This window comes from Ruegeria sp. CG4, assembly GCF_056537185.1.
Map to the genome: position 1 here is coordinate 769,331 of NZ_JBQFRB010000001.1, position 26,894 is coordinate 796,224.

The following is a 26,894-nucleotide window of genomic DNA, read 5'->3' on the forward strand; positions in this document are numbered from 1 at the left end:
ATTGTAAGGTAATGCGGAAATAAACCTTTGGAGCCCGGCATGAATCTGCCTCCGACAGTTACAGAACGCGCTTTTGATCGCCTGGCCGAAATCGGCGCGGCAGATCAGGGTCAGGCCCTGCGCGTTGCAGTGGAAGGCGGCGGATGTTCCGGTTTTCAATACGAAATCGCGCTGGATATCCCGAAAGAGGATGACCTTGTTCTGGAAGGAAAAGGTCAGAAGGTCATTGTGGACTCGGTCTCGTTGCCGTTTCTTGAAAATGCGGTGATCGATTTCTCGCAGGAACTGATCGGGGCGCGGTTTGTGATTGATAATCCCAATGCCACGTCCTCCTGTGGCTGCGGCACATCTTTCTCAATGTAGCGACTGAAATGGGGGCTCTACCCCCACCCCGGGAAAGACCCGCCCCCCCCCAAGGCGTTTGCAAACAAAAGAAGCATGGTCCCTGCTCTGCTTCTGTCAAAAGAACCTCGAACGGCGAGGCCGAGCCTCGCAAATCCGCCCATGATCTTGCCGCAGGGCCTTTTCTGGGCGATAGGTTGCCCAAAGCCACGGAGGACCGCGCATGAAAATCGCCACATTCAACATCAATGGCATCAAGGCGCGGGCCGAAGCGCTGCCCCGGTGGCTGGACGATGCGCAACCGGATGTGGTGCTTCTTCAGGAAATCAAATCGGTAGACGAGAATTTCCCAAGGGAAATGTTCGAAGAGCGGGGATACAACGTCGAGACCCACGGCCAGAAAAGTTTCAATGGCGTGGCCATCCTGTCCAAGTTGCCGCTTGAGGACGTGACCCGCGGATTGCCGGGCGATGATGCGGATGAACAGGCACGCTGGATCGAGGCGACTGTCGTCGGAAAAAAGGCCCTGCGCATTTGCGGTTTGTATCTGCCGAACGGCAATCCCGTTCCGGGACCGAAATACGATTACAAACTGGCGTGGATGGACCGGCTTTATGAGCGGGCCAAAGATCTGCTGGCCAGTGAAGAGCCCGCCTTGATGGCCGGTGACTACAACATCATTCCTCAGGCCGAAGATGCCAAACGTCCGGACGCCTGGCGCGAGGACGCCCTGTTTCGCCCGGACAGCCGTGCGGCGTTTCGCAAGATCCTGAACCTTGGGTTTACCGAGGCCTTTCGGGCACGCACGCAGGGGCCGGGCCACTATTCATTCTGGGATTATCAGGCCGGAGCCTGGAACAAGAATGACGGCATTCGCATTGATCATTTTCTGCTGACCCCTCAAGCGGCCGACCTGATGCGCGATTGCCGGATCGATGCCGAGGTTCGCGGACAGGAAAAACCATCCGACCACGTTCCGGTCTGGGTCGATTTCGATCTGTAAGTCGTCACGCCGTGGCGTCGTAACTGTAGATCCACTCATACCGCCGCCCCAGTCGCGGCCCCATCGCGGTCAGTGCCATTTGTGCTGCAACGCGCATCGGCCCGCGCAGGTGAAAGTTGCGCGCATTGGCCGTTGCCGTTTCGACAACCTTTCTGGCGCGCGTGGCGCGCGCGGTTTCATAATTGCCAAGCGCATCCTCCAGACTGTCGGCCTGAAACGAACGCGCCAGTATCAGTGCATCTTCCAGTGCGAGACAGGCGCCCTGCGCCATGAACGGAAGCGTCGGATGGGCGGCATCCCCCAGCAAGGCAATGCGTCCATTCTGCCATTTCCGTGCAACCGGCCGAAGGTGAAGCGCCCAGACAAAAGTCTCTTGCACTTCGCCCAGAATCTCACGCACTTTTCCGCCAAAATCCGAGAACCGTTGGCGCAATTCCTCCGGATCACCCGCAAGGCGCCAGTCTTCCTGTTGCCAGTCGGATCGTTCCTCGATTGCGACAATGTTCATAAGGCTCTGATCCCGCAGGGGGTAAGTCACGACATGCTGCCCTGGCCCCATCGTCAGATGCGCCTTGGGTGCGCTCAGCTCAACACTCCAGGGGATGGTCGCGCGCCAGGCAACCTGATGGGAAAAACCCGGTATCTCTTCGCCGTTCAGATAGGGACGAATGGCGCTGCGGCCGCCATCTGCCGCGATCAGACAATCGACCGTCAGCAGATCACCGTTTGCCATCCGGATCTCGACACTATCGTCGTCTTCCCGGATGTCCTGAACTTGGCTGTTCAAACGGATTTCCACGCCAGCCGCCTGGGCGGAGTTCAGCAGCAATTCAATCAGGTCCGCCCGGTGATAGTAATAAGTGGGACCTGCCGAAGGTTCCCGTATTCGGCTGATGAAGCGGCCAGTTTTATAATCACGCAAAACCGTTCCATAGGACCGCTGGCCAGATTCGATGGCGCCACTCACCGCACCCAATGCTTTCAGCACCACCATGCCGTTGGCACTGATCTGCAACCCGGCCCCGACCTCGCTGATGTCACTGGCCTGTTCAAGGACCACCACATCAGCCCCGGTCTGACGCAACGCGGAGGCGGCGGCAAGGCCGCCGATTCCCGCACCCACAACCGCGATTTTCAAACCCTGAGTATTCATGAATCAGACTTACCGCACAAAAAACGCCGGAGCCAATGGCCCCGGCGTTTTTGAATTGCAATATTCCGGCGGTTAATCGTCGCGGTGGACTTTTTCACGGCGCTCGTGACGCTCTTGCGCCTCAAGCGTCATGGTCGCAATCGGACGCGCATCCAGTCGCTTGAGCGAGATCGGATCGCCCGTCATCTCGCAATACCCGTACTCGCCTTCGTCAATCCGGCGCAGTGCCGAGTCGATCTTGGCCACCAGCTTGCGCTGACGATCACGGGTACGCAGTTCCAGCGCACGGTCGGTTTCCTCGCTTGCGCGGTCGGCGACATCCGGGATGTTACGCGTGTTGCCCTGCAACCCTTCGATGGTATCGCGGCTGCCTGCTAAAAGTTCATTCTTCCAATCGGTCAGCTTGCGTCGAAAATATTCAAGCTGGCGGTCGTTCATGAACGGTTCATCTTCGGCCGGTCGATAATCTTCCGGCAGAAAAACTTCCTGTTTCATTTGTGCTCCCTCGGTACGGCCAGAAACGTCGGTCGCGGTCGTTTCACCTGACATTTGGCACCCCCTCTGCGCAGCATTTATCCGACGGCGCAGGGAATGTCACTACACAAAACCCGGACTGCTGCGCCGTCATCATGTCAGTATCTAATAATGATACTTTGCAAGGGAAAACCTTGTTTTTCTGTGGAGTTTTCCGGGCCTTTTCCGGGCAGTTTGTTAACAGCGCAACTTTAGGATGAGGGCGAATCAATTCCCTGGCCTTCCCGGGCTGCAATTTTGCCTGCACGGACGCAGCGGCGCGGGTTGTCAAACCCGCCCGCCCTCTGTACCCCAAGGGGCGCAAATTCCGCCCATGACGGGCACGATACGACACGGGGGCCCAATGACCACACGTTTCCAAGGTACAGCCGAATATGTTGCCACAGACGACCTCAACATCGCCGTCAATGCCGCTGTGACCCTTGAACGCCCGTTGCTGGTCAAAGGTGAGCCCGGTACTGGCAAGACCGAACTGGCCAAGCAGGTGGCCGGTGCGCTGGGTCTGAGAATGATCGAATGGAACATAAAGTCGACCACGCGCGCGCAACAGGGCCTATATGAATACGATGCCGTCAGCCGCCTGCGCGACAGCCAGCTGGGCGAAGAGCGCGTGCACGACGTGTCGAACTACATCCGCAAGGGCAAGCTGTGGCAGGCATTCGAGACGGACGAAAAGGTCGTTCTGCTGATCGATGAGATCGACAAGGCCGATATCGAGTTTCCAAACGACCTTTTGCAGGAGCTCGACAAGATGGAGTTCCATGTCTACGAGACCGGAGAGACCATCCGCGCCAAAAACCGGCCGATCGTAATCATTACCTCGAACAACGAAAAAGAACTGCCCGACGCATTCCTGCGCCGCTGCTTCTTCCACTACATCCGCTTTCCGGATGAGGCCACGATGCGCCGGATCGTCGACGTGCACCACCCAGGCATCAAGGACGCGCTGCTGACCACGGCCCTGACCCAGTTCTACGAAATCCGCGAAACGCAGGGGTTGAAGAAAAAACCTTCGACCTCGGAGGTGCTGGACTGGCTCAAGCTGCTTCTGGCCGAGGATCTGACAGCCGAAGACCTGAAGCGTGATGGTGTCAACGCTCTGCCCAAGCTGCATGGCGCACTGCTTAAGAACGAACAGGACGTGCATTTGTTCGAACGCCTTGCTTTCATGGCGCGCAGCAAGCGGTAATTCCGCCGATATGGCTGAACATCGGGTGATCGCGGGTTGCCATGGGTCCGACCGGATGTCAGCATAACTCCGGCCAGCCCCGGCGCATCGCGCCCCGAGACCGACATGAATTGACAGGATCTGCAACAGATGCCCGACGCCCCAACAGTTCGCCCCTTGCGTAACGAGGACCGGGATCAGTGGTCCGACATGTGGCGCGACTACCTGGCGTTCTACGAAACATCGGTTCCGGACGACGTCTATGACACGACCTTTTCCCGTCTTCTGGGAGATGACCCAAGTGATTTTTCCTGTTTCGTTGCCGAACTGGACGGGCAACTGATCGGGCTGACTCATTTCCTGTTTCACCGCCACGCCTGGAAGGTTGAAAAGGTTTGCTATCTGCAGGATCTGTTCACACGCCCCAAAGCGCGCGGCACGGGTGTCGGGCGGGCACTAATCCAGGCGGTCTATGACGAGGCGGATCGCCAAGGTGCGCCGTCAGTCTACTGGTTGACCCAGGATTTCAATCATACTGCCCGAAAACTTTACGACCGCATTGGAACGCAAACTCCGTTTATCAGGTATCAGCGCCCATGATGCGATGGGGTGCTCTTTGTCTGGCGGCCGTATTGGCAGGCTGTGCGTCTGTCAAAACGACGGAGCCCCCGACCCGGGTGCAAGCGGTGGAAACCGTGCTGCCCCCGGCAAAGATGTTCACAAGATCTTATCCGATGCCGCCCGCGCGCTCGAACGGAAACATCGCTGCTGATTTTATGTCGCTGCATTTCGCACTGGAATCCGGCGCGGTTCTGCCGGTGTTCACGCGCTTTGAAGGTCCGGTCACTGTCCGGTTGACCGGCACGCCGACCGCCAGCATGCAACGCGATCTGACCAGGTTGCTGACCCGCCTGCAACGTGAAGCCGGGATCGACATCCGTCAGATCAGGGACGGTCAGGCCAACATTACCATCGAGGCGGTCGGTCAGAAACAAATCCACAGCATCTTGCCCAATGCCGCCTGTTTTGTGGTGCCAAACGCATCCAGTTTTGAAGAATACCGCCGCGACCGGCGTAAACGCAAAAGCAACTGGACCGAATTGCGCAAGCGCGAACGTCTGGGGATTTTCATCCCATACGACGTTAGCCCACAGGAAATGCGCGACTGCCTTCACGAGGAACTGGCGCAAGCGCTGGGGCCACTGAATGACCTGTATCACCTGCCGGATTCGGTTTTCAACGACGACAATATCCACACCGTCCTGACCGGCTTTGACATGCTGATCCTGCGCACCGCCTACGCGCCCGAACTGCGCAACGGCATGACCCCTGAACAGGTCGCGGCCGCCCTGCCCGGAGTTCTGAGCCGCCTGAACCCACGCGGTGACAGATTGCCGAAGCAACCCGTTTCGGAAACGCCGCGCGAGTGGATTGTTGCGATACAGAAGGCGCTTGGGCCGGGTCAGGGCTCGTCCAGACAGGTCCGGGCAGCCGAGAACGCAGCGCGGATCGGAAAAGCGCGCGGCTGGACAGATCATCGCCGCGCTTACCCACACTATCTGTTGGGCCGAATGGCCCAGTTCGATGACCCGCTGGAAGCGAAACGTCAGTACGACATTGCCATGCAATATCTGATGCAGACCCCCGGCACCGAAGTTCATAGGGCGCATGTCACGACACAGACTGCAGCCTATTCGCTGGCGCAAGGCAGAGGACCGGAGGTTCTGCCTCAACTGGACAACGCGATTGATGTCATGACAAGGGCCGAAAACGCCTCGATCCTGGCCACGCTGCTGCTGTTGAAATCCGAGGCTCTCAATCAGGCCGGTCGCCCGGAACAGGCACGCGCCGTCAGGCTGGACAGTCTTGGGTGGGCAAGATACGGCTTCGGCTCGGATCTGGTAATGCGTTCCGTGACTCAGGAAGTCGCCGCGACGAACGCCAACACTGAAAACAACGGATGACGGGCGAATGGTAGTGGTTCTGGGCATGGCGGTTCTGGGCGCAATTCTGGGGGCGCTGACCGCGCGAAAACGCAATGGGTCCGGGGCGGACATTGCACAATACGCCGCCGGATACGGCATCGCGTTCGCACTGGCAGGTTTGGTGATGTCCCTGATCCTGGTTCGTCTGGTAGCCTGATCCGATGTTTCTGCCCTTCTTCGAAAACCTTCGCAAAGCAGGCATTCCGGTGTCTCTGCGCGAGTATCTGACGTTTCTGGAAGGGATGGAAAAAGGGCTGGCCACCTATGATGTTGAGGCCTTCTATTACCTCGCTCGTGTGTCGATGGTGAAGGACGAACGTAACATCGACAAATTCGACCGGGCCTTTGCCGCCAGCTTCGAAGGACTGAGCGAGATCATTTTCGATCAGGTGCTGGAGGCGGTCGATATCCCCGCCGACTGGCTTGCCAAGATGGCTGAAAAGCACCTTAGTGACGAGGAAAAGGCCGAAATCGAGGCTCTGGGCGGATTTGACAAGCTGATGGAGACGCTGCGCGAGCGTCTGAAGGAGCAGCAAGGCCGCCACCAGGGTGGCAACAAGTGGATCGGCACCGCCGGAACCTCGCCGTTCGGCGCCTATGGCTACAACCCCGAAGGCGTCCGGATCGGTCAAAAGGAAAGCCGCCATCAGCGCGCGGTCAAGGTCTGGGATAAGCGTGAATTCAGAAACTTAGACGACACAGTTGAACTTGGCACCCGCAACATCAAAGTGGCACTGAAACGCCTGCGTCGCTGGGCCCGTGAAGGGGCTGCCGAAGAACTGGATCTGGACGGAACCATCCGGGCCACGGCAGAACACGGCTATCTGGATGTCAAAACCCGGCCTGAACGTCACAACGCCGTAAAAGTGCTGCTGTTTCTGGACGTGGGCGGTTCGATGGACCCGCATATCAAGGTGGTCGAGGAGCTGTTCTCGGCCGCCCGGACCGAGTTCAAACATCTTGAATACTACTATTTCCACAACTGCCTCTATGAAGGCGTCTGGCGCGACAATCGCCGTCGTTGGGATCAACAGACACCGACCCACGAAGTGCTGCGCACCTATGGTCCGGACTACAAGTGTATCTTTGTCGGCGACGCTTCGATGAGCCCTTACGAGATCGCCTATCCCGGTGGCGCGAACGAGCATTGGAACAAAGAAGCCGGTCAGGTCTGGCTGCAACGCGCGCGCGAGCAGTGGACATCGAACCTGTGGATCAATCCGGTCCCCGAGAAATACTGGGAATACACTCACTCGATCGGAATGATCCGCGAGATTTTCGAGGATCGCATGGTGCCGATGACACTGGCTGGACTGGAGCAAGGGATGCGCGAACTGACGCGGTAACGTCAGGGGAGCCGGGCGCAAGGCGCACCATGTTATGATGTACCATTCTCACCATGTCGGAGAGGTACACGAAAATGATCATTCGCATCTTTCAGGTTGTAACACGCCCTGGCAAAGAGGAAGAGTTTGGCAGGTTTTTCCATGAAACCGCTATTCCGCTTATGAAAAGCACCAGGGGAATCGTAAATGTGCTTCCCGGTGCGCCGCGGAAAGAGACACCCAGAGAATTCAGTTTTGTCATGGTTTGGGAGAGTTTGGACGCCCTGAAAGCCTTTGTCGGGGAAGATTACGCCAGCCCGCATATCGACCCCGCCGAGGCTGAACTGGTCGAAAGCAGATTGATAAAGCATTACAATCTGGTCGAAACCTGAATTCCAACGCACAGATCACAACCTGCGTTCAAACCGAGAATTCAGGTTGCCCTGACCGGCCTGCACGCCCATATCTGAACTATGCTTCGTCTGACCCCGATCCTGCTGGCCATAGCCTATGCCGTTGTGATGTATCGCATCTCGGTCTGGCGCACGCATCGGGAACTGGATGCCAAATCGACCGAGCTGGCAGACCCGGCCCTGAAGCGGATGACCGACCGGCTGGCTGCCGCTTTGAATGTGGATCGGGTGCCGGTCTATATTTACGAGATTGATCCTGTTAACGGGCTGGCCTCGCCGGATGGCCGCATCTTCATCACACGCGGCTTTTACCGGAAATTTGCAAACGGAGAGGTTTCCGCCGAAGAAATGGCCAGCGTCATCGCTCATGAGCTGGGCCATGTTGCGCTTGGACATGCACGGCGGCGGATGATCGACTTTTCCGGGCAGAACGCTTTGCGCGCAGCGCTGATGATGCTGCTGAACCGGTTCATTCCCTTCATCGGTGCCTGGATTGCCAATATGCTGACGCATCTGCTGGCCTCGCGACTGTCGCGTGGCGATGAGTATGAAGCGGATGAGTATGCCGCTGCGCTTCTGACCAAGGCAGGGATCGGAATTGGCCCGCAGAAATCACTGTTTCACAAGCTGGAAGGCCTGACCCAGCAGCGCGCCGGTGTCGTTCCGGCCTGGTTGATGAGTCACCCGAAGACGGATGAGCGGATTGCGGCGCTGGAAGTCCTTGAACAGCGTTGGGGGTCAAACGGATAAGGTCGGAGCTTGGGGGCGCCGCCCCTTTCGCTCTCCGAGCGATTCTCAAACAGAAGTCGTATGCAGCGCTTTGCCCAGACGCGGCAGGCGGGCTTTTTTCATGAGCGCGCGCATGGACCATTGATCGCCGGACAGACGGTTGGCCTCGGCCAGAACGCGCGCGGCGCTTTGGGTTATTCCGTCGGGGTCGGTACTCCAGAAACCATGCAGAAAGGTATCGGGGTCGACGCGGTCAAGGCCCTCTTCGGCCAGAAGGTTTCTGGGAAAATCCTTGGCGTTTACCGTGACAATCACATCAGCGGAACTGGCGACTGCAGTTGCCAGCACGTGGATGTCCGCAGCATCAGGCAGCCACAGTCGGTTTTCGATACCCGGAGCCGCTGACTTTGCTGCGCCCGGCCATTGCGTCTGTGTCAGAGCGATTTCGGCGCGGGCCTGCATTTCACCGTCAGGGCCCAGCTTGCGCGCGGCACGGGCCCATTCCTCGAGGATACGGTTCGACCAGACAGGTGTGAAATGGCCCAGACGGGCCGCGCCCAGCAGCATCTCTCGCATCACCGTGGGGTAGATGACGCAGGTGTCCAGAACCGCCTTCACAACCGGAAGAAAACCGCTTTGAGGTAGCCGCTTTCGGCCAGTTGCGGCAGCTGCGGGTGGTCGGAACCGGCGAAACCTGTGTGGATCAGTTGCGCCTGCCGCCCGGCCCGCCCGATCCCGCGGGCGGATGCGTCCCTGAAGCGGCCCAGATCCGCCGCGTGGGAACAGGAGCACAAGCCCAGATACCCGCCGGGTTTGACCAGCGGGGCGGCCAGACGCGCAACACGTTCATAGGCCCGCAAACCGGCATCAAGCGCTTGTTTCGAAGGTGCAAATGCCGGGGGGTCGCAGACCACAACGTCAAAGCGGGCTCCTTCTTCGCCCAACTGGGTCAAAACATCGAACGCATCACCCTGCCGCGTGCTGAAGCGGTCGGAAAAGCCCGAGGCCGCAGCCCCCTTGGTCGCCAGATCCAGCGCTGCCCCAGATCCATCTACGGATAGCGCACCAGCAGCGCCGCCCGCCAACATCGCCAGACCGAAGCCGCCCACATGGCTGAACACGTCCAGTACCTGAGCACCCGGATGCACCAGTCTGGCGGCAAAGGCGTGATTTGGGCGTTGATCGTAGAACAGACCGGTTTTCTGGCCGCCCGTCAGATCGGCCATGTAGGTCGCGCCATTCATCGGAACGGGCAACGGAGCATCCGGGGCTGTACCGCGCAGGGTCATGTTCACATCATCCAGCCCTTCCAGCCCGCGCGTACGACCAGAGGCATTCTTGAGCACCGTGGAAACCCCGGTCACCTTGACCAGCGCATCCGTCAGCCTGTCCAGATGGGCTTCGGCCCAAGCTGCGTTAGGCTGGATCACGCAGGCGTCACCAAAACGATCGATGATGACGCCCGGGAATCCGTCGGCCTCGGCATGCACGAGGCGGTAATAGGGTGCGTCGTACAAACGCTCGCGCATCTCCAGCGCCCGTGTCAGGCGGGTTTCAAACCACACTGCATCAAGTTGCGCGTTCAGATCGCGATCGAGAACGCGGCACATGATTTTTGAAACCGGATTGACCGCGACCAAAGCGATCGGCGTCCGTTTGTCATCTTCCAGAACGGCAAGCGAACCAGCCGCGATTTTTCGCGTGCGGCGGTCGGTGACGATGTCATTGGCATAAACCCAGGGAAAACCATGGCGCAGACCGCGCGCATTGGCCTTGGGTTTCAGACGGATGGAAGGGCGATCTGTTTCAGCAGGCTGGGTCATGACGCCCTCTTAGTGGCGAACGCAAGTCTGCGAAACCCCTTGTTTACCTGTCGCGCCCGCGCCAGCCGCCGCGCCGCTTCGGAGCCTGAGCGGTTTGCAGCCCCTCACTCAGCACCTGCGTCATAGGATGTTCAGCATTTTCAGTTGCATAAGCCGCGTGCAACTCGGTCAGGGCCTGCGTCTGATCACGATCCGCAGGCAAGCTGAGCGCCCAGTCCAGAAAGATACTACGACATTCGGGCAAAGTGATGCCGTCAATACGATAGGCTTCGAGTATCAGACCCTTGTGATCGTTTGGATCAGAGTTTCGGCCCATCGTCTTCCCCTTGCATCACCAACCCGATCAGCCGGGCGGCCGTATCGTAGCTTTCCTGCAGCGCGTTCTGCAACTGGCTGACCTGATCAAATCCAGTGGCCCGGCAAAGGAAGGCGGTGCCGCCTTCGCCGATCTGATCAGCCTCGATCACTTTACCCGACAGCAGTCGCGCAGCGCATTGTACCGACCAGCATAGGTCGTAACAGTCTTTCAGAGATTGTGCCTGCGCGACATCCAGCAACCCGGCAGCGACCGCGCCATCCAGCCCGGAATGCACGTCGCGTTGGGGAATGCCGGCCAGCAACGCTCCGGTTTCGGCCATCAGTTCGATATCCATCATCCGCCCCGGGCCGTTCTTGGCGTCCCAGATACCAGCCGGCGATTTTGCGGCGGCAAGCCGTTCCCGCATTTCGGCGACCTCCCGCAAGATCTTGTCCCGGTCGCGCGGCTGCGCCATGAAATCTGCGCGGAAGGTTTCGATCGCATCGCCAAGGTCCGGGTTACCGCCCGCGACGCGGGCACGGGTCAGCGCCAGATGTTCCCACACCCAGGCCTCATTTTTCTGGTAATTGGTAAAACTGGCCCAGCTTGTAGCCACCGGACCCTGATTGCCGGAGGGGCGCAGGCGCATATCGACCTCGTAAAGCCGTCCTTGCGACATCGGCGCAGACAAGGCGGTGATCAGGGCCTGTGTAAATCGGGCAAAATACGGACGCGTGCCCAACGGACGCGGCCCGTCCGACATATCCTGATCCAGCGGATCATAGATGACAATCATGTCCAGATCGGATTGCGAGTTGATCTGCCCCGCCCCCAGCGAGCCCATGCCCAACACCACGGCCCCGCGCCCCGGTGCCGGGCCATGTTTGCGGGCAAACTGCTCGGCCACGCAGGGCAGGATTGCGGCGATCACGGCATGAGCCAGTTCGGCATATTGCCGCCCGGCCTCTACACCGTCAATCAATCCGCGCAGGTGGTGTACACCGATGCGGAAATGCCATTCCTTGCACCAGCGCCGCGCCAGATCCAGCCGGGATTCATAATCGTCCTCACCAGACAACGCCTGCGTCAACTCAGACTCAAGCGCGGCCTGCCCGGGCCAATCGGCAAAGAAACTGCCGCCAATAACGGCATCAAAAACCGAAGCGTTGCGCGATAGATGCGTGGCAAGTGCGTGCGAAGTACCGACAATATCGATCAGCAGGTCGATCAGTTGCGGGTTGGCTTCGAACAGGGAAAACAGCTGCACCCCGGCGGGCAATCCGGCCAGAAACCCATCTAGCGCCTGCAACGCCTCGTCGGGCTGGGCTGTCTTGGCCAGACGCGAGAGCAATTCGGGCTTCAGGCGTTCGAATATCCGTGCGCCGCGCTGCGAGCGCAAAGCGGGGTACGTCGGCCAGCGGGCCAAAACGTTCTTGTCAAATTCTACGCTTTCTACCGAGGTCGGTCTTGGGCCATGCCCCGGGGCGAAAAACCCTTCGGTCAGTTCATGTACTTCGGTCAGCCTGCGGGTCAGGTCAGATTGCAACGCGGCGCTGCTGATCCCCATCAGGCAGGCGACGCGTTCAATTCCGTCTTCGGATTTCGGAACCTTGTGGGTCTGGGCGTCGTGAACCATCTGGATGCGGTGCTCAACCTCGCGATGGGCGCGGTAGTGATCGCTGAGCTTTTCTGAAACGTCCTGCGGCACCCACCCCTTGTTCGCCAGCGCCGCCAACCCCGGAACCGTTGCGCGCAGCCGCAGATCCGGGTCGCGGCCACCCGCAATCAACTGGCGTGTCTGGGTGAAGAACTCGATTTCCCGAATGCCACCCTGCCCCAGTTTCATGTCATGGCCGGGAATGGTCAGCGTGCCGCCGGTCCCCTTGTTTTCCCGAATGCGCAAGCGCATGTCGTGGGCGTCCTGAATCGCTGCAAAGTCCAGATGGCGGCGCCAGACAAATGGGCGCAGCGCGTCAAGAAACCTGTCTCCGGCGGCAATATCGCCCGCGCAGGGGCGCGCCTTGATATAGGCGGCGCGTTCCCATGTGCGACCCAGGCTTTCATAGTACCGTTCAGCCGCTTCCATCGCCAAGCAGACCGGTGTTACGGCCGGGTCGGGACGCAGGCGCAGATCGGTGCGGAAGACATAGCCATCAGCGGTTTTCTCGCTCAGCGTGGCGCAGAAATTGCGGGTCGCGCGCACCATGCTTTGCCGCGCGTCATAGAAATCATCCGGTTCGAAACGTGTCTCGTCGAACAAGACGATCAGATCGATGTCCGAACTGTAATTCAGTTCGTGCGCACCCATCTTGCCCATAGCCAGGATGACCATTCCCGCAGCGTTTACAACATCTTCCTCGGTCATTCCCGGCAGTTTACCGCGTCTGATCAGAGCCGCGATTTCCGCCTTGGCGGCGACATCCGCTGCCAGCGCACCAAAATCGGTCAGCGCTGCGGTCACTTTTTCCAGAGGCCAGGCCCCGGACAGATCAGCAAGCGCGGTCAGCAAGGCCACGCGCCGCTTGGCCTGCCGCAGCCCCGGTTTCAACTGATCCGGCGGCAAAGCACGGGCGGTATCCATCACATCTGCCAGCGCCTGATCAGGGTGGTGCAATGCGCCCGACAGCCATTCGGCCTCTCGTTCAACAAGGCTTTTCAGATAAGGACTGGAACCGGCTGTTCCGGCGATCAGATCACCTTGTTCGCTGGTCAGATCGGGCACCAACGCCCGCGTCTCGGCCCCCAAAACGGGATCATAGGCAAGCGGTGCGCGAATAATGGCAAGTGCATCTGTCATGCGCGCAGGTTGCGCATCACCGTTGAGCAACGTCAATGAGACAATCCGGTCACTCTCCGGTCAAAGGCGTGTCCTGACTGAAACTGTTCACCCAAACGCCGTGCCGCCTTTCCCAAAGAGATGAAATCAACATCGCCTCTTTCATCTTCGAATTCGGGCGCGTGTAGTCAGCGCGATAACTCAGCAATACGATGTCCTCCGTCAAAACCCGGAGCCTCGCATCGCCGAGTTCAAAACTGGCCATCGTCGGCGCATCCGCGAACTGCCCGACATGAGCGTCACGGTTCGCAAAGCCCGTTGGGTATACGCCTAAGAAATCCGGGCTCAGCAAGGCCCGGTCAGCCGTCGCGTCCCCCTCGACCAGCGCCGTCCAGACCTGGCGTTCAAGCGAAAGGATTTCTTCCAATGTCGGGGCGGATTTGTATTCGCGGTCATCCATAGCCGGAACCTGCGCGCGTGACGCCCCTGCGTCAACCGCAGTTGAGGAAATTGCCAAAATGTAAATCTTTTTCACATTACCCCTTGCAACCCGGTTTTACCGCTCCCATCTTGGTGATGTGAAGACGATTTACATCAACCCCGGAGACCTGAAATGACCGCAATGTCCGACCACGCCACTCCCCAAAACCCGGGATGGCTGCACCGTTCCGAGGCCTGGCTTGACGACAAAGGCAAAGGCGCCTGGATCGCCGTCATGGTGCTTGGTTTCATCATTTTCTGGCCGATTGGCCTGGCCCTTCTGGCCTACATGATCTGGAGCAAACGTATGTTCAGCAAATCCTGCAGCCGCCGCAAAACCTGGCACAGCCACATGAGCGCCATGAAACCTTCGGGCAACAGCGCATTTGACGCCTACAAGGCCGACACGCTGGCCCGACTGGAGCGTGAACAGGCAGATTTCGAAGCATTTCTGCATCGCCTGCGCGAAGCCAAGGACAAGGCCGAATTCGACCAGTTCATGGATGAACGCGCCCGCGAAAACCATGATGAGCCGGAAAACGGCGAGCGCGCCTGATCCAGCCTTACCCTGTCCCGTCATTCGGGACAGGGTACACCTGCATAACCTCCCGGAATTCCTTTGATGACCCACCTGCCCGATCCCGACCGCCAGCCTGAATTCTATCAGTCCGTGGCGACCAAACGCTTTGTCGCATGGCTTTTCGACATCGCCTTCATCTCGCTTCTTTGCATCGTCCCGGTCTTCCTGACATTTGGAATGGGCGTTTTCTTCCTGCCCCTGATCTACGGGATCATCAGCTTTGTGTACCGGGTTGTCACCATCTCTAACGGATCCGCGACGCTGGGAATGCGCTTCATGAACATTGAGTTGCGCGATGCCTTCGGCGCCCGGATGGATACCGGCAAAGCACTGGCCCATACCGCCGGCTATTTTGTCAGCATGGCATTCTTCGTGATCCAGATCATCTCAGTCATCATGATGCTGACCAGTTCCCGCTGCCAGGGGCTGACCGACGCGTTCCTTGGAACCGTCATGATCAACCAGCGGGCATAAAAGAACCGACGCCTTGAATCACTTGGCGGCTCGCGGAAGCGTTGCTATCATCGCGTTGCGGGAAACACGGGACTTTCATGCGACACACGCTGCCAATAGCGCCACAATTCTATGTGACGGCACCACAGCCCTGTCCTTATCTTGAGGGCAGGATGGAGCGTAAATTGTTCACTGCCCTTCAGGGTGATGGCGCGGATAAGTTGAATAACTCGTTGTCCCAACAGGGTTTTCGCCGCTCTCAGAATGTACTCTACCGCCCGTCCTGCACGGACTGCGCCGCCTGCCTGTCCGCCCGGATCGACGTGTCGGCCTTTCAACCCAACAAAAGCCAGAGACGCGCCGCAAAACGCAATGAGGGTCTGGAGCGCCGCGCCAATTCCCCCTGGGCGACGGACGAACAGTACGAGCTGTTTCGCCGCTATCTCGATACCCGCCACGCCGATGGCGGTATGGCGGACATGGACGTTTTCGAGTTCGCCGCGATGATCGAGGAAACGCCGATCCGCAGTCGCGTGGTTGAATATGCTGACCCCAAAACCGGCAATCTGATCGCTGTCAGCCTGACAGATGTGCTCGATGACGGGCTCAGCATGGTCTATTCCTTTTACGACCCCGCCCAACCGTCCAATTCGCTTGGCACCTACATGATCCTCGATCATATCGATATCGCGCGCGAGGCCGGCCTGCCTTACGTGTACCTGGGTTATTGGGTTCCGGGCAGTCCCAAAATGGGATACAAGGCCCGGTTCTCGGGTCTGGAAGCGTATATTCAAAACGAATGGAAACCTATCCGGGATCCTGATGGCCTGCCTGACGCGCAGCATCATCCATTGTCTACAGCTCCGATTGCGGAACAAGTGGCCAATATTCAGCTGCCTGACCGCCACCCGACCAAAGGCTGAACAGCATCCATGCGCCAAAACCTGCACGCCGTCACGCTGGTGGTTCCGGATTACGACGAGGCGATTGCATTCTATACCGAAACACTGAATTTTGCGCTGTTGCAGGATATTGCGCTTGGCGAAGGCAAGCGATGGGTTCGTGTTGCGCCACCGGGTTCCGGAGGCGCATCGCTTTTGCTCGCACAGGCTGACGGTCCCGACCAAAAGGCCGCCATCGGCAATCAAACAGGCGGCCGTGTCGGCTTTTTTCTCGAAACTGACAACTTCCAACGCGACCACGCCGCAATGCGTGAAAACGATGTCCATTTCGAAGAAGACCCCCGCCACGAACCCTATGGCACCGTCGCCGTCTGGTGCGATCCGTTCGGCAATCGCTGGGACCTGATCCAGTTCACCTGATCCGTATCTTCATCTGGCTGAAAATATCCCGGGGATGAACTGGCCAAAGGCCAGGAAGGGGCTGGCCCCTTCCTACCAAGTTCAAAGCAAAGGGGGCCCGAAGGCCCCCTTTTCATTTTGTCAGTCTTTGATCAATTCGGGATCAGATCCGGCACAATGGTCACAATCGATGGGAAGAACCACAGGATTCCGATGCCCACGACCTGAATCAGGACAAACGGAACGATCCCACGATAAATATGACCTGTTGTCACCTCCTTAGGCGCAACGCCCCTCAGGTAGAACAGCGCAAACCCAAATGGCGGTGTCAGGAACGAGGTCTGCAGGTTCACCGCCACCATGATCGTCACCCATTTCGGATCGAACGACCCGCCATAGATCACCGGGCCCACGATCGGGATCACGATGTAGATGATTTCCAGGAAATCCAGCACGAACCCAAGGATGAACAGCACCAGCATCACGATCAGGAAGACCGTGAACTCGTTGTCGAAACTCTTGAGGAATTGCTGGATATAGTGCTCGCCCCCGAACGAGATCACCACCAGGTTCAGCAATTGCGAGCCGATCAGGATCGTGAACACCATCGATGTCACTTTTGCGGTTTCCCGCACCACAGGTGTCAGAACGCCGCTGGAGAACAACACCCAGCATCCGAACAGCAAGCCGAACAAGGCGAAAAGATAGGTACCGTAGGCCAGGAAAAAGGCTATCCAAGTCTCAGCGGTGACACCGCCCTGATTGATCCTAAGGTCGAAATTCACCCCAAGCAGTAAGCAGATGATCACGGCAAAGGTCGACCAGATGATGATATTGCCCGACCGTTCCTGATCCTTCAGCTTGCGGTATGCAGCCAGCATGATCGCACCACCAGCCCCCAGCGCGGCTGCCGGTGTCGGGTTGGTCACACCACCAAGGATCGAGCCGAGAACGGCGATGATCAGAACCAGAGGCGGGAACACCACGCGGATCAGATCATTGGTCGCGCAGCGCGCGGCGGCCTCCTTGCAGCCATAGATGGCCAGCGCAAATGGCAACGCCAACAGCACGAACGTGGCCCCTGACGTGGTCGTCGGTGCAACCAGCAGCACATCGACCAGCAGCATCAGCAACAAGCCAATCCCACCCACGATCAAGGGCTGCACGGGACGGGACGGCGCGATGCCGCGGCCCAGCACCAGTGTCAGGCCCAACAGTACCACAACAATCGCAACGCCGGTTCCGATCGGCGCTGCGGCAGCGATCTTGGCTTCCTGCGCGGCGGCCAGTTCTTCCTCGCTCAGCCGCTGCGCCTCGGACACGCCACCGGCAGCGTCAATCGCCTCTTGCTCGGCGACGGCCTGATCCCATGCTTCCTGGCCATGCAATTCGATCATCGACGCCTGACATTCGGCCGACACGCTGGTCCGCAGCGAAGCGCCCTGCCCGATATCCGAAAACCCGGAGACAGTGATATTCTGGCTTCCGATAACGCCAACACTGCTCAGCAGAAAGGCACCGGCGATCAATGCCACCGGAGCACCCAACAGCCATGTCAGACCCTCGGCGCGCGTGATTGGTTCACCGCCACCGCCGGACATCTCGACCGCAGGCGCCTTTTCCGGGTTGAGCAGAGCGTAACCAAAGGCATAAAGCGCGTAGAGCAACGCGAGCATGATACCCGGCAGCAATGCCGCCTGAAACAGCGTACCCACCGAAACTACAGCAGGCTCACCCAGGTAGGTCAGCGCGTCGGTACATCCAGCCTCAACCGCCCGGGTTTCCTGTGCGGTGGAATACAGATCACCCGCCAGCGTTCCCAGCAGAACGATCACGATGGAGGGCGGAATGATCTGCCCCAGCGTGCCCGAGGCAGCGATCACACCTGTCGCAAGTTCCGGCGAGTAGTTGTTGCGCAGCATTGTGGGCAGCGCCAGCAGACCCATGGTCACAACGGTCGCGCCAACAATACCGGTCGAGGCAGCCAGAAACGCGCCCACGACCACGATCGAAACGGCCAGACCACCGGGCAGCGGGCCAAAGACACGGGCCATGGTGGTCAGCAGGTCGTTCGCGATTTTCGAGCGTTCCAGGGTGATGCCCATCAGCACGAACATCAAAACGGCCAGAAGGGTTTCAATCGACTGCCCCGCCAGAACACGCTCATTCATCCGGTTCACGATGAAGGATACGTTCCGGTCCAGCGCTGTTTCCCACCCTGCGGTAAAGACCGGTTCAGCAATTCTCGGCAAGTCCGGATATCGAAACACCGAGATCACATCTGGTTTTACACCCGAATTCACGACGTCCCGATAGGCTTGTGACCCGGTGTCGATTGCCTGATGGACCAGCAAACCGGCGCTGTCCAGAGCCGCGATGATCCCGAACGAGATCACCCCGGCCCCACCAATGGCGAAGGCCACCGGAAAGCCGCTCAGAATGCCTCCGAAAAGGCAGAAGAATACGATAATGAGGCCTATCTCGACGCCATCAAGTCCGAATAGCATTGTCTTGGTCTCCGTCCTTAATGTGCGCCTTCGTAGGCTTCTTCACCCTCACCAAGGCTGTCCTTGTCGAGGTATTTTCCTTCGCTTTCCGGCCCTTCCACAAATTCCAGGTAAGACCGGTAAAGGAATGCAATCGCGTGCAGGAACACCATTGCTGCAAAGGCAATCAGCAGAATTTTGAACAGGAAGTAGCCATTGAAACCATTGGGGCTGAAACCGATGGTTTCGACGTTCCAGCGCATCGCGCGGGATTTCATGACCAGCCTGTCCAGCGTGTCGCTGGCCGATGGTTTCGGCACGATCAGATGCCGCCACATGAAGTACCAGCCGTACATCCAGGTCAGTACCGCCATCGGCATCATGAACAGGACCGACCCCAGCATATCGACCACACGCTTGGCCCTGTAACTGATCCCGGCATAGATCAGGTCGACGCGTACGTGACCGCCCTGCACAAATGTGTAGGTGCAGCACAGGCATACGACCATGGCGTTGTAAAGTTTAAGCTCTTCAGCATACCAACTGATGTCCATCTGGATCGGAATACCGAAACCAAATGCCATGTCGGGACGCGCGAACACGCGCTGCATGAAAACGATGACGATCTGCTGGATGACCATCAGCAGACCGGCCCAGGCAAAGAACCGGCCAGTGGTGTTGGCGAACCCTTCGAGACCGCGCACCATCCCCCACATAAAGTTCCTGAAATACAGCCCAACGGCCGTCAGAACCAGAAAGATGGTGAAAACCACAAAGAAGAACTCGACCGACCCGCCGTAGTAGACAAAGCGCATGATCGCCTCTTTGTCCGACCAGTTCAGCCAGAGCTGCGGATGCGTGATGGCGTATCCGAAATTATAGAAGGCTTCGGCAATGTTCTGAATGAACCACACCAGTCCATTCCACAGGGCGCCGAAGAACGAGATACCGTTTTCGTCCTGCATGTTGTCCCCAGGTCGCGTCAGTTGCACTTGTTATTATAGCCGGTTTGAAATCACCGTGCATGTGCAACAGGAAAGGTTCCCCCGCGTGTGCGGGGGAACCATGTGAGTGTGAGCCGGATGTTAGCCGCGGACGCGGTCGCGCTGCGAGGTGTAGACGCCCGACGACAGGTTGAGCCATGCCGAAGACGCGGTCGACGAAGCAACCGCGCTGTCGTGGATCTTCTTGAACAGCTCGTCGCCCATGTTCTCGTCCAGCACTTCCTGGCTGGCTTGGCCAAATGCATCCCAGACGCTGTCAGGGAATTCCATGACCTTGACGCCACCCGACTGCAGACGCTGCAGTGCTGCACCGTTGTTGGCCAGGAACTGCGACAGGTTCCACTGGTGACATTCGCCTGCAGCGATCTCGATGATCTTCTGCTGGGCGGGTGTCAGGCTTTCGAACACGTCGCGGTTGGTTGCCAGCGACAGGCCCGCATTCGGTTCATGGAAGCCGGCGGTGTAGTAAACCTTGGTGATTTCCTGGAAACCGGCCTTTTCGTCGGCCCACGGACCGATCCACTCGGTTCCGTCAATCGCGCCCGAGGACAGCGCCTGATACACTTCCGAGCCCGGAATGTTCTGAACCGAAGCGCCCAGTTTACCCAGTGCTTTACCGCCCAGACCCGGCATGCGGAACTTCAGACCGTTGAAATCTTCGGGGCTGTTGATCTCTTTCGAGAACCAGCCGCCCGCCTGTGCACCGGTGTTACCGGCCAGGAACGACTTCAGACCAAAGATCTGACCCAGTTCGTCATGCAGCTCCATGCCGCCATCCTGATAGTACCAGTTCACCATTTCCTGCGCGGTCATGCCGAACGGAACGGCGGTGAAGAAGGCATAGCCCGGGTGCTGACCAACGAAATAGTAGTCAGCGGCGTGGTACATGTCAGCCTGACCTGACGATACCGCGTCAAACACCTCGAACGCGCCAACCAGTTCGCCTGCAGCTTTGATGTCAACGGTCAGATTGCCATCCGACATTGCCGTGATGCTGTCGGCACAACGCTGTGCGCTGTCGAAAACACCGGCCAGACCACGACCCCACGAAGTCACCATGGTCAGCGTGCGCTTGCCCTGCGCGTAAGCCGGTGCCGCCAGCGTGGTGGCTGCAGCTGCCGAGCCGCCCAGTGCAGATGTTTTCAGAAATGAACGACGATCCATATGAGTGTTCCTCCCCTACATATTCAAAAACCCGGCGACAGCCGGGTCAGTCGTTTTCGGTGCGCGTCAGCCTAAATGTCGTCGCGGGAATGTGAATACCAAGTACTACGTAGACGATCAGTTTTTTTCATCTTGCCAGACGCAAATACCGTGCTTATCAGGCCCGTTCCGCTGAATTTCCGCCAAATCTGTTTTTCCGTCCCCGCAATCCTTTTGCTTTTCCGGCCGGGCTTGCGTATCGATTCGAACATGGCAGGGCTTCGACATCTGGTCTCACTCACCTATGCGCAAAAGCTGTCGCTTGTTGCGGCAATACCTTTGGTTTTGGCAGTGGCCGCGATTGCTTTGGTCGTCGCTTATGAATCGCGCGCAACTGCCGAAAGCGAGATACAGGCGCTTGAGCGGCGCCTGATCGAGGCCAAAAAGGAAGAACTGCGCAACTACGTCACACAGGCCCGCAACGGATTTGCCTACATCTATGGTCGCGCCGAGCCTGATGATGACACGGCCAAAAGTCTTGTGACGCAAATCCTGGCAGCCATGATCTATGGCAAGGACGGGTTCTTCTTTGTTTATGACTATGACGGCAACAACCTGGTCAGTCCGCGCCAGACCGAGTTCATCAACCGCAACTGGGTCGGCCTGACCGACAGTGACGGCACCCCTGTCGTGGATGAGTTCATCCGCATGGCCCGCCAGGGCGCAGGCTGGCACAGTTTCATGTGGCAAAAGCCCTCGACCGGGGAAGAAGCGCAAATGATAGCCTATGTGGTCGGATTGCAGGACTGGCGCTGGGTTGTCGGCACCGGCGTTTTTATCGATGACATCGTCGCCACGGTCGCCAACGCAAGGGCCGAGGTCGAAGCGAGGGTGCGACGAACATTCATGTATATCGGCGGCATTGTTCTGGCGGCGGTACTGATCGTGTTCGCATCGGGCATGTTGCTAAATTTCCGCGAGCGGCGGCTGGCGGACGCCAAGCTGAAAGAGCTGACCCAACGCGTGTTTGACGCGCAAGAGGAAGAACGGGGCCGCGTGGCGCGCGAGTTGCATGACGGGATCAGCCAGATTCTGGTCGGTGTTCGATACGCGCTGGACAATGCGCGCCGACGTCTGCTTCGCGGTGATGATGACGGTGCCCGGGACCCGCTCGACAAGGGGATCGACAACCTGGGCTCTGCCATCACCGAAGTCCGCCGCATCAGCCGGGACCTGCGTCCCGGAGTACTGGACGATCTGGGCCTTGGCCCTGCCCTCAAGGCGCTGACCGACGATTTTGCCGAGCGCACCGGGATTGAAACCGAATTCACCACAGTCGTTTTCCGAAATCGACTGGATCAGGACAGCAAGATCGCGCTCTACCGTATCGCACAGGAGGCACTGACCAACATCGAACGTCACTCCGGGGCGACCCGTGTTACAATCGACCTGCGCGGGCACAAGAAGGGTGCGACCATGCGCATCACCGACAATGGCTGCGGCCTGCGCACCGGGCCGGACCAGTCCAGCGCCGGGATTGGATTGCGTAATATGCAGGAGCGTATCGAACAGCTTGACGGATCGCTGCGCATTCTGTCATCACGCGGCGCGCAAAGCGGAACAGTAATCGACGTCGACCTGCCCCTCAGCCACCTCTTGTCCCCTCAGGACGACGCGACACCGAACCGAAAGGCCGGGACATGACCGAGCAAACAATCCGAGTCCTTATCGTTGATGACCATCCCATGGTCGCCGAAGGCATCCAGTCCATCCTCGAAAGCTATGACGGGATCGAAGTCGTCGGAACCCTCGGCAGCGGGCAGGACGCAGTGGATCAGGCGGCGCGGTTGAACCCGGACGTTGTTCTGATGGATCTCAACATGCCGGGCATGGGCGGGCTCAGCGCCACAGAAATCATTCTGGAACGCCTGCCCGACATTCGTATCCTGATCCTGTCCATGCATGACAGCCCCGAGTACATTTCGACCGCCCTGAGTCATGGCGCGAAAGGATACATCCTAAAAGACGTCCCGACCGATGAGATAAAACATGCCATCGACGCGGTGATGAAGGGCGAACAATATCTGTGCACCGGGGCCAGCGGGTCGCTGAAACCAAAAGGCGACAACGCACGCGAAGCGCTGACCGGGCGGGAACAGACGATCCTGCTGGAACTTGCGCAAGGTAAATCGAACAAGGACGTCGCGCATGCGCTGGATATTTCCGTGCGCACCGTCGAAACGCACCGCAAGAACATCAAGCGCAAACTCGGCATCTCATCGACTGCCGGTCTGACCCGTTATGCGCTGGAACATGGCATGTTGCAGGGGACAAGCCCCGGCTTTTGATACGCGCGCAGCGCTGCCCGCCCCAACCAGAGGAGATGCGCCAAAGGCGTATTGACGATGGGCGGGAGGGTTTATCCCTGCGGTCTCTCTCTGATGTCCTCACCAAAGAAAACCAGTGTCCCGTCTTCATCTATCACGTGGAATTCGCGCTGCTCATAGGGCTGGTCAAACGGTGGGCGCACGCGGCCCGCTGGCAGGTCGGCCAATCCCGCACGCAGGCTTTCGAACAGATCGTCGATGCCCTCGACATCGATGTAAAAGGACTGATCATCGCCCAAAGGGCGGCCATCATCGCGTTGCGGGCATTGCAAAAGGCGGATCGCGACGGCTCCGTGCCTCAGGAATGCATAATTGTCCTGCCTGAAATTGCAGGTAAACCCAAGTCGTTCGGTGTAGAAGCGGATCTGGGCATCTAAGGAAGAACACAAAACGAATGGTGTCAGTTGCAAAATTCGCGGCATGAGGCTCCTTTCGGCCGATTGATCACGGGTTCCCAAATCCCGATATGGGGTCAATCCAGCAACTGATCTCGCCGATTCCCTTCGCGTTCATAATGATGCGGCAATACGCGACCGTAAAGTTGCCGAGTCCGCTCGACACCGCCGCACATCCCTGCCGTCTCGACAAACGAGAATATCCCGACGTAGCGATTGCGCGGTCCCTTGACCGGAGCAACCCGATGCAGCGCATACCGCCCCTTGAATATCTGCAGATCCCCAGGCTGAAGTTCCAGTTCACGTACCTGCGCCCGGTTGCCATCCAGTATCGAGGCCACCTGGCTGAAATTCTCGTCTTCTGCCGTGCGCAAATTGGGCACATATTCAAATGTTCCGCCGGTTTCGCCGTTTTGGATGGCAAGCGTAACGGTGAAATTGTTGGTATCAAAGTGCCACGGAAAGCCCTGCCCCTCCTCGACCACGTTGATTATCACGTCCGCCAGGGGATCGTCGTAACGGAAGAACCGGTCCTCGGACTCGTCAAGCGCATCCCGCACGAACGGCATGAAGCCTTCATATTCGTAAATCCGGCGCAAGGGGCCGGAATCCGGGAAATTGTCCGCCGGAACAAACGCGTTTGATCGGTCATAGAAACGTCGTATCGGATGGCCGATCCCGAACCGGGGATCGTCCTTGGTGAAATAGGCGTTTGTCCGGTTGAACGAGCGATGTGCCTGGGGGGCGACCGCATCGGCTTCGCGCACCAGCAGGTCCAGCCCCGCCTGATGCACAAACCCGGGCAAAACCGCGCATCCGTCCCTGTCCAGATCCCGCCGCAGATCGGCGATCATCTGATCATAGGCGCGCGAGTCCGGCCGGTCGATCGGATACCGTCCCAGATCCACCAAATCCTGTAGCATGGTTCGCCTCCTGAAACTGTTGACCTGGGTTCAGCGTGACCCAGACAATTGCACCTCTCATGTCAATTTCAGACATGGGGCTGACGCAATTAGACCACTGCTGACATGGCAAGGATTGACCCCAACCGGCCCGATTTCACGGAAATTCCGGGCATGCGGCAATCTGCGCAACAAAATGTCGCAAAAACCCTGCCCTGAGATAGAAAATTGGCACAATTGCCTGTTGACGCCCCTTCCCCTCGCTCATAATGTCCCCCCACGCAAAGAAGGAGCCTCTGGCGATGAAAACGCTAGTCGTAATCGTAGGAACCACGCGCATGGGCCGGTAACGGTAAACCATAATCGAACCCATGCGCCTCCGACACTCTCGGGGGCTTTTTTTTGTCAAACGCAAGACACATGTCGCGAACGGAGCAAAGCAGATGACACGTGAGATGACCGGCGCAAAGATGGTGGTTCAGGCCCTCAAGGATCAGGGCGTGGACACAGTATTCGGATACCCCGGCGGCGCCGTGCTACCGATCTATGATGAGATCTTTCTGCAAAACGACATTCGCCACATCCTGGTACGTCACGAACAGGGCGCGGTTCATGCAGCCGAAGGCTATGCCCGCTCGACCGGGAAGCCCGGCGTTGCGCTGGTGACGTCCGGCCCCGGTGCCACAAACGCGGTAACGGGTCTGACGGATGCATTGCTGGACTCGATCCCGATCGTCGTTCTGACCGGTCAGGTTCCCACATTCATGATCGGCTCGGACGCCTTTCAGGAGGCCGACACCGTTGGCATTACCCGCCCCTGCACCAAGCACAACTGGCTGGTCAAGGACACGGATTCTCTGGCCGCGACCATGCACGAGGCCTTTCACGTCGCCAAGTCGGGCCGCCCCGGTCCGGTGCTGATCGACATCCCGAAGGATGTGCAGTTCGCCTCGGGCGAATACAGCCCGCCCAAGCCCTCGACTTCGCATTACCAACCGGTGCTGAAAGGTGATCTGGAAGAGATCACCGAACTTGTCGCGGCAATGGAAACCGCGAAAAAGCCCGTGTTCTATACCGGCGGCGGCGTGATTAACTCGGGCCCTGCCGCCAGCCAATTGCTGCGCGAACTGGTAGATGCGACGGGCTTTCCGATCACCTCGACCCTGATGGGGCTGGGTGCCTATCCGGCGTCGGGCAAGAACTGGCTGGGTATGCTGGGCATGCATGGACTTTATGAAGCCAATCTGGCGATGCACGATTGCGATCTGATGATCAATATCGGCGCGCGGTTCGACGACCGGATCACCGGTCGGATCGATGCGTTTTCGCCGAAGTCCAAGAAAGCCCATATCGACATTGATCCTTCGTCGATCAACAAGGTGATCCGTGTGGACATACCGATTGTTGGCGACGTCGCCCATGTTCTCGAGGATATTCTGAAAGTCTGGAAAGCCCGCGGGCGCAAAACCAATGCCGCTGCCGTCAAGAAATGGCAGGCTCAGGTCGATGAGTGGCGCAAGGTCAACTGCCTCGCGTATACCAACAGCGAAAAGACCATCAAACCGCAATACGCGCTGCAACGGCTTGAAGAGCTGACGAAGAACCACGACCGCTATATCACCACCGAAGTGGGTCAGCATCAGATGTGGGCTGCGCAGTATCTTGGGTTCGAGGATCCGAACCGCTGGATGACCTCAGGTGGCCTGGGCACGATGGGCTACGGCTTCCCCGCCTCCATCGGCGTACAGATGGCGCATCCCGACGCGCTGGTCATCAACGTTGCCGGAGAGGCCTCGTGGTTGATGAACATGCAGGAAATGGGCACCGCAGCGCAGTATCGTCTGCCGGTGAAACAGTTCATCCTGAACAACGAACGTCTTGGCATGGTGCGTCAGTGGCAGGAATTGCTGCATGGCGAACGCTATTCCCATTCGTGGTCCGAAGCGCTGCCCGATTTCGTCAAACTCGCCGAAGCTTTCGGAGCCAAGGGCATCCTGTGCACTGACCCGGCCGATCTGGATGATGCGATCATGGAGATGATCAACTATGACGGGCCGGTAATCTTCGACTGTCTGGTTGAAAAGCACGAGAACTGCTTCCCCATGATCCCGTCGGGCAAAGCGCACAATGAGATGCTGCTGGGCGAGGCCGAAACGCAGGGCGTCATCGACTCCAAAGGGTCGGTTCTGGTCTGACAAAAATCGACAAATTTTG

29 protein-coding genes are annotated in these 26,894 nt (G+C 58.5%); 16 read left to right on the top strand and 13 right to left on the bottom strand.

All coding sequences use genetic code 11. The annotated features are described in order from the left end of the window. Positions 1 to 39: 39 nt before the first annotated feature. Positions 40 to 363, top strand: coding sequence for a HesB/IscA family protein (locus tag ACR0J2_RS03805; RefSeq protein WP_170677503.1), 324 nt, complete (start codon positions 40 to 42; stop codon positions 361 to 363). Positions 364 to 565: 202 nt separating this feature from the next. Beyond that, the gene (gene xth, locus ACR0J2_RS03810; RefSeq protein WP_480811711.1) at positions 566 to 1,345 is read left to right on the top strand and encodes an exodeoxyribonuclease III; all 780 of its coding nucleotides are present in this window, start codon (positions 566 to 568) and stop codon (positions 1,343 to 1,345) included. 4 nt (positions 1,346 to 1,349) lie between these two features. Here the strand turns inward: xth and ACR0J2_RS03815 are convergent, their stop codons facing one another. Continuing rightward, on the bottom strand, positions 1,350 to 2,498 hold the full coding sequence (locus ACR0J2_RS03815; RefSeq protein ID WP_480811712.1) for an FAD-dependent monooxygenase: 1,149 nt from the start codon (positions 2,496 to 2,498) through the stop codon (positions 1,350 to 1,352). 72 nt (positions 2,499 to 2,570) lie between these two features. Continuing rightward, positions 2,571 to 2,993, bottom strand: coding sequence for an RNA polymerase-binding protein DksA (dksA, locus tag ACR0J2_RS03820; RefSeq protein WP_170610471.1), 423 nt, complete (start codon positions 2,991 to 2,993; stop codon positions 2,571 to 2,573). Between the two features lie 382 nt (positions 2,994 to 3,375). Here dksA and ACR0J2_RS03825 point away from each other — a divergent pair, with 382 nt between their 5' ends. The 7 genes from ACR0J2_RS03825 to ACR0J2_RS03855 all read left to right on the top strand — a co-directional run bounded on the left by ACR0J2_RS03825 (position 3,376) and on the right by ACR0J2_RS03855 (position 8,673). Then, positions 3,376 to 4,221 (top strand): AAA family ATPase, encoded by an 846-nt coding sequence (locus ACR0J2_RS03825; RefSeq protein WP_170610468.1) that lies wholly within the window; start codon positions 3,376 to 3,378, stop codon positions 4,219 to 4,221. A gap of 129 nt (positions 4,222 to 4,350) precedes the next feature. Beyond that, a complete protein-coding gene (locus ACR0J2_RS03830) occupies positions 4,351 to 4,800 on the top strand; it encodes an N-acetyltransferase family protein (RefSeq protein WP_480811713.1) in 450 nt (149 codons plus the stop codon). A gap of 113 nt (positions 4,801 to 4,913) precedes the next feature. Further along, positions 4,914 to 6,164 (top strand): DUF2927 domain-containing protein, encoded by a 1,251-nt coding sequence (locus tag ACR0J2_RS03835; RefSeq protein ID WP_480811714.1) that lies wholly within the window; start codon positions 4,914 to 4,916, stop codon positions 6,162 to 6,164. Positions 6,165 to 6,171: 7 nt separating this feature from the next. Continuing rightward, on the top strand, positions 6,172 to 6,342 hold the full coding sequence (locus ACR0J2_RS03840) for a hypothetical protein (protein WP_170610462.1): 171 nt from the start codon (positions 6,172 to 6,174) through the stop codon (positions 6,340 to 6,342). A 4-nt stretch (positions 6,343 to 6,346) separates the two neighbouring features. Then, positions 6,347 to 7,531 (top strand): vWA domain-containing protein, encoded by a 1,185-nt coding sequence (locus ACR0J2_RS03845; RefSeq protein WP_480811715.1) that lies wholly within the window; start codon positions 6,347 to 6,349, stop codon positions 7,529 to 7,531. A gap of 74 nt (positions 7,532 to 7,605) precedes the next feature. Then, positions 7,606 to 7,902 carry an antibiotic biosynthesis monooxygenase gene (locus ACR0J2_RS03850; RefSeq protein WP_170805532.1) on the top strand — a complete coding sequence of 99 codons (297 nt, stop codon included), beginning with the start codon at positions 7,606 to 7,608 and terminating at the stop codon, positions 7,900 to 7,902. Positions 7,903 to 7,983: 81 nt separating this feature from the next. Further along, positions 7,984 to 8,673: a M48 family metallopeptidase gene (locus tag ACR0J2_RS03855; protein ID WP_170805531.1), complete on the top strand. Its 690-nt coding sequence runs from the start codon at positions 7,984 to 7,986 to the stop codon at positions 8,671 to 8,673. Positions 8,674 to 8,718: 45 nt separating this feature from the next. Here the strand turns inward: ACR0J2_RS03855 and ACR0J2_RS03860 are convergent, their stop codons facing one another. Genes ACR0J2_RS03860 through ACR0J2_RS03880 form a run of 5 tightly spaced genes read right to left on the bottom strand, consistent with a single transcriptional unit; the run spans position 8,719 to position 14,084 of the window. After that, positions 8,719 to 9,270 (bottom strand): RSP_2648 family PIN domain-containing protein, encoded by a 552-nt coding sequence (locus ACR0J2_RS03860; protein WP_480811716.1) that lies wholly within the window; start codon positions 9,268 to 9,270, stop codon positions 8,719 to 8,721. Next, positions 9,267 to 10,475, bottom strand: a complete 1,209-nt coding sequence (locus ACR0J2_RS03865) for an RSP_2647 family RNA methyltransferase (protein WP_480811717.1) — start codon at positions 10,473 to 10,475, stop codon at positions 9,267 to 9,269. Before ACR0J2_RS03865 ends, ACR0J2_RS03860 begins: the two co-directional genes overlap by 4 nt. Positions 10,476 to 10,518: 43 nt before the next feature. Further along, positions 10,519 to 10,791, bottom strand: a complete 273-nt coding sequence (locus tag ACR0J2_RS03870) for a hypothetical protein (RefSeq protein ID WP_170805528.1) — start codon at positions 10,789 to 10,791, stop codon at positions 10,519 to 10,521. After that, positions 10,775 to 13,570 (bottom strand): bifunctional [glutamine synthetase] adenylyltransferase/[glutamine synthetase]-adenylyl-L-tyrosine phosphorylase, encoded by a 2,796-nt coding sequence (locus tag ACR0J2_RS03875; RefSeq protein WP_480811718.1) that lies wholly within the window; start codon positions 13,568 to 13,570, stop codon positions 10,775 to 10,777. Before ACR0J2_RS03875 ends, ACR0J2_RS03870 begins: the two co-directional genes overlap by 17 nt. Before the next feature lie 49 nt (positions 13,571 to 13,619). Continuing rightward, complete coding sequence (locus ACR0J2_RS03880) at positions 13,620 to 14,084, bottom strand: DUF4440 domain-containing protein (RefSeq protein ID WP_480440397.1); 465 nt, start codon at positions 14,082 to 14,084, stop codon at positions 13,620 to 13,622. A 78-nt stretch (positions 14,085 to 14,162) separates the two neighbouring features. Here ACR0J2_RS03880 and ACR0J2_RS03885 point away from each other — a divergent pair, with 78 nt between their 5' ends. From ACR0J2_RS03885 to ACR0J2_RS03900, 4 genes are all read left to right on the top strand, one after another. Further along, positions 14,163 to 14,585: a DUF2852 domain-containing protein gene (locus ACR0J2_RS03885; RefSeq protein WP_480811719.1), complete on the top strand. Its 423-nt coding sequence runs from the start codon at positions 14,163 to 14,165 to the stop codon at positions 14,583 to 14,585. 66 nt (positions 14,586 to 14,651) lie between these two features. Next, positions 14,652 to 15,083 carry an RDD family protein gene (locus ACR0J2_RS03890; RefSeq protein ID WP_480490121.1) on the top strand — a complete coding sequence of 144 codons (432 nt, stop codon included), beginning with the start codon at positions 14,652 to 14,654 and terminating at the stop codon, positions 15,081 to 15,083. A 77-nt stretch (positions 15,084 to 15,160) separates the two neighbouring features. After that, positions 15,161 to 15,985 (top strand): arginyltransferase, encoded by an 825-nt coding sequence (locus ACR0J2_RS03895; protein ID WP_480811720.1) that lies wholly within the window; start codon positions 15,161 to 15,163, stop codon positions 15,983 to 15,985. A gap of 9 nt (positions 15,986 to 15,994) precedes the next feature. Continuing rightward, the gene (locus ACR0J2_RS03900; protein ID WP_480811721.1) at positions 15,995 to 16,384 is read left to right on the top strand and encodes a VOC family protein; all 390 of its coding nucleotides are present in this window, start codon (positions 15,995 to 15,997) and stop codon (positions 16,382 to 16,384) included. 131 nt (positions 16,385 to 16,515) lie between these two features. Here the strand turns inward: ACR0J2_RS03900 and ACR0J2_RS03905 are convergent, their stop codons facing one another. From ACR0J2_RS03905 to ACR0J2_RS03915, 3 genes are all read right to left on the bottom strand, one after another. Next, positions 16,516 to 18,870: a TRAP transporter large permease subunit gene (locus ACR0J2_RS03905; RefSeq protein WP_480811722.1), complete on the bottom strand. Its 2,355-nt coding sequence runs from the start codon at positions 18,868 to 18,870 to the stop codon at positions 16,516 to 16,518. A gap of 17 nt (positions 18,871 to 18,887) precedes the next feature. Then, the gene (locus tag ACR0J2_RS03910) at positions 18,888 to 19,814 is read right to left on the bottom strand and encodes a TRAP transporter small permease subunit (protein WP_170610432.1); all 927 of its coding nucleotides are present in this window, start codon (positions 19,812 to 19,814) and stop codon (positions 18,888 to 18,890) included. A gap of 120 nt (positions 19,815 to 19,934) precedes the next feature. Further along, a complete protein-coding gene (locus ACR0J2_RS03915) occupies positions 19,935 to 21,017 on the bottom strand; it encodes a TRAP transporter substrate-binding protein (protein WP_170805523.1) in 1,083 nt (360 codons plus the stop codon). Positions 21,018 to 21,266: 249 nt separating this feature from the next. Between ACR0J2_RS03915 and ACR0J2_RS03920 the strand changes: the two genes are divergently transcribed. Both ACR0J2_RS03920 and ACR0J2_RS03925 read left to right on the top strand, forming a co-directional pair. Further along, the gene (locus ACR0J2_RS03920) at positions 21,267 to 22,700 is read left to right on the top strand and encodes a cache domain-containing protein (RefSeq protein ID WP_170805522.1); all 1,434 of its coding nucleotides are present in this window, start codon (positions 21,267 to 21,269) and stop codon (positions 22,698 to 22,700) included. After that, on the top strand, positions 22,697 to 23,344 hold the full coding sequence (locus tag ACR0J2_RS03925; protein WP_170610423.1) for a response regulator transcription factor: 648 nt from the start codon (positions 22,697 to 22,699) through the stop codon (positions 23,342 to 23,344). Before ACR0J2_RS03920 ends, ACR0J2_RS03925 begins: the two co-directional genes overlap by 4 nt. A gap of 71 nt (positions 23,345 to 23,415) precedes the next feature. Here the strand turns inward: ACR0J2_RS03925 and ACR0J2_RS03930 are convergent, their stop codons facing one another. The 3 genes from ACR0J2_RS03930 to ACR0J2_RS03940 all read right to left on the bottom strand — a co-directional run bounded on the left by ACR0J2_RS03930 (position 23,416) and on the right by ACR0J2_RS03940 (position 25,053). Beyond that, a complete protein-coding gene (locus ACR0J2_RS03930) occupies positions 23,416 to 23,805 on the bottom strand; it encodes a bleomycin resistance protein (protein WP_170815606.1) in 390 nt (129 codons plus the stop codon). 50 nt (positions 23,806 to 23,855) lie between these two features. Beyond that, positions 23,856 to 24,701, bottom strand: coding sequence for a HalD/BesD family halogenase (locus ACR0J2_RS03935; RefSeq protein ID WP_170610419.1), 846 nt, complete (start codon positions 24,699 to 24,701; stop codon positions 23,856 to 23,858). Positions 24,702 to 24,837: 136 nt separating this feature from the next. Further along, a complete protein-coding gene (locus ACR0J2_RS03940; RefSeq protein ID WP_480811723.1) occupies positions 24,838 to 25,053 on the bottom strand; it encodes a hypothetical protein in 216 nt (71 codons plus the stop codon). Positions 25,054 to 25,123: 70 nt separating this feature from the next. On the opposite strand from ACR0J2_RS03940, the gene ACR0J2_RS03945 reads away from it, so the two are divergent. Then, positions 25,124 to 26,875 (top strand): acetolactate synthase 3 large subunit, encoded by a 1,752-nt coding sequence (locus ACR0J2_RS03945; RefSeq protein WP_480811724.1) that lies wholly within the window; start codon positions 25,124 to 25,126, stop codon positions 26,873 to 26,875. The last annotated feature ends 19 nt before the right edge of the window (positions 26,876 to 26,894 follow it).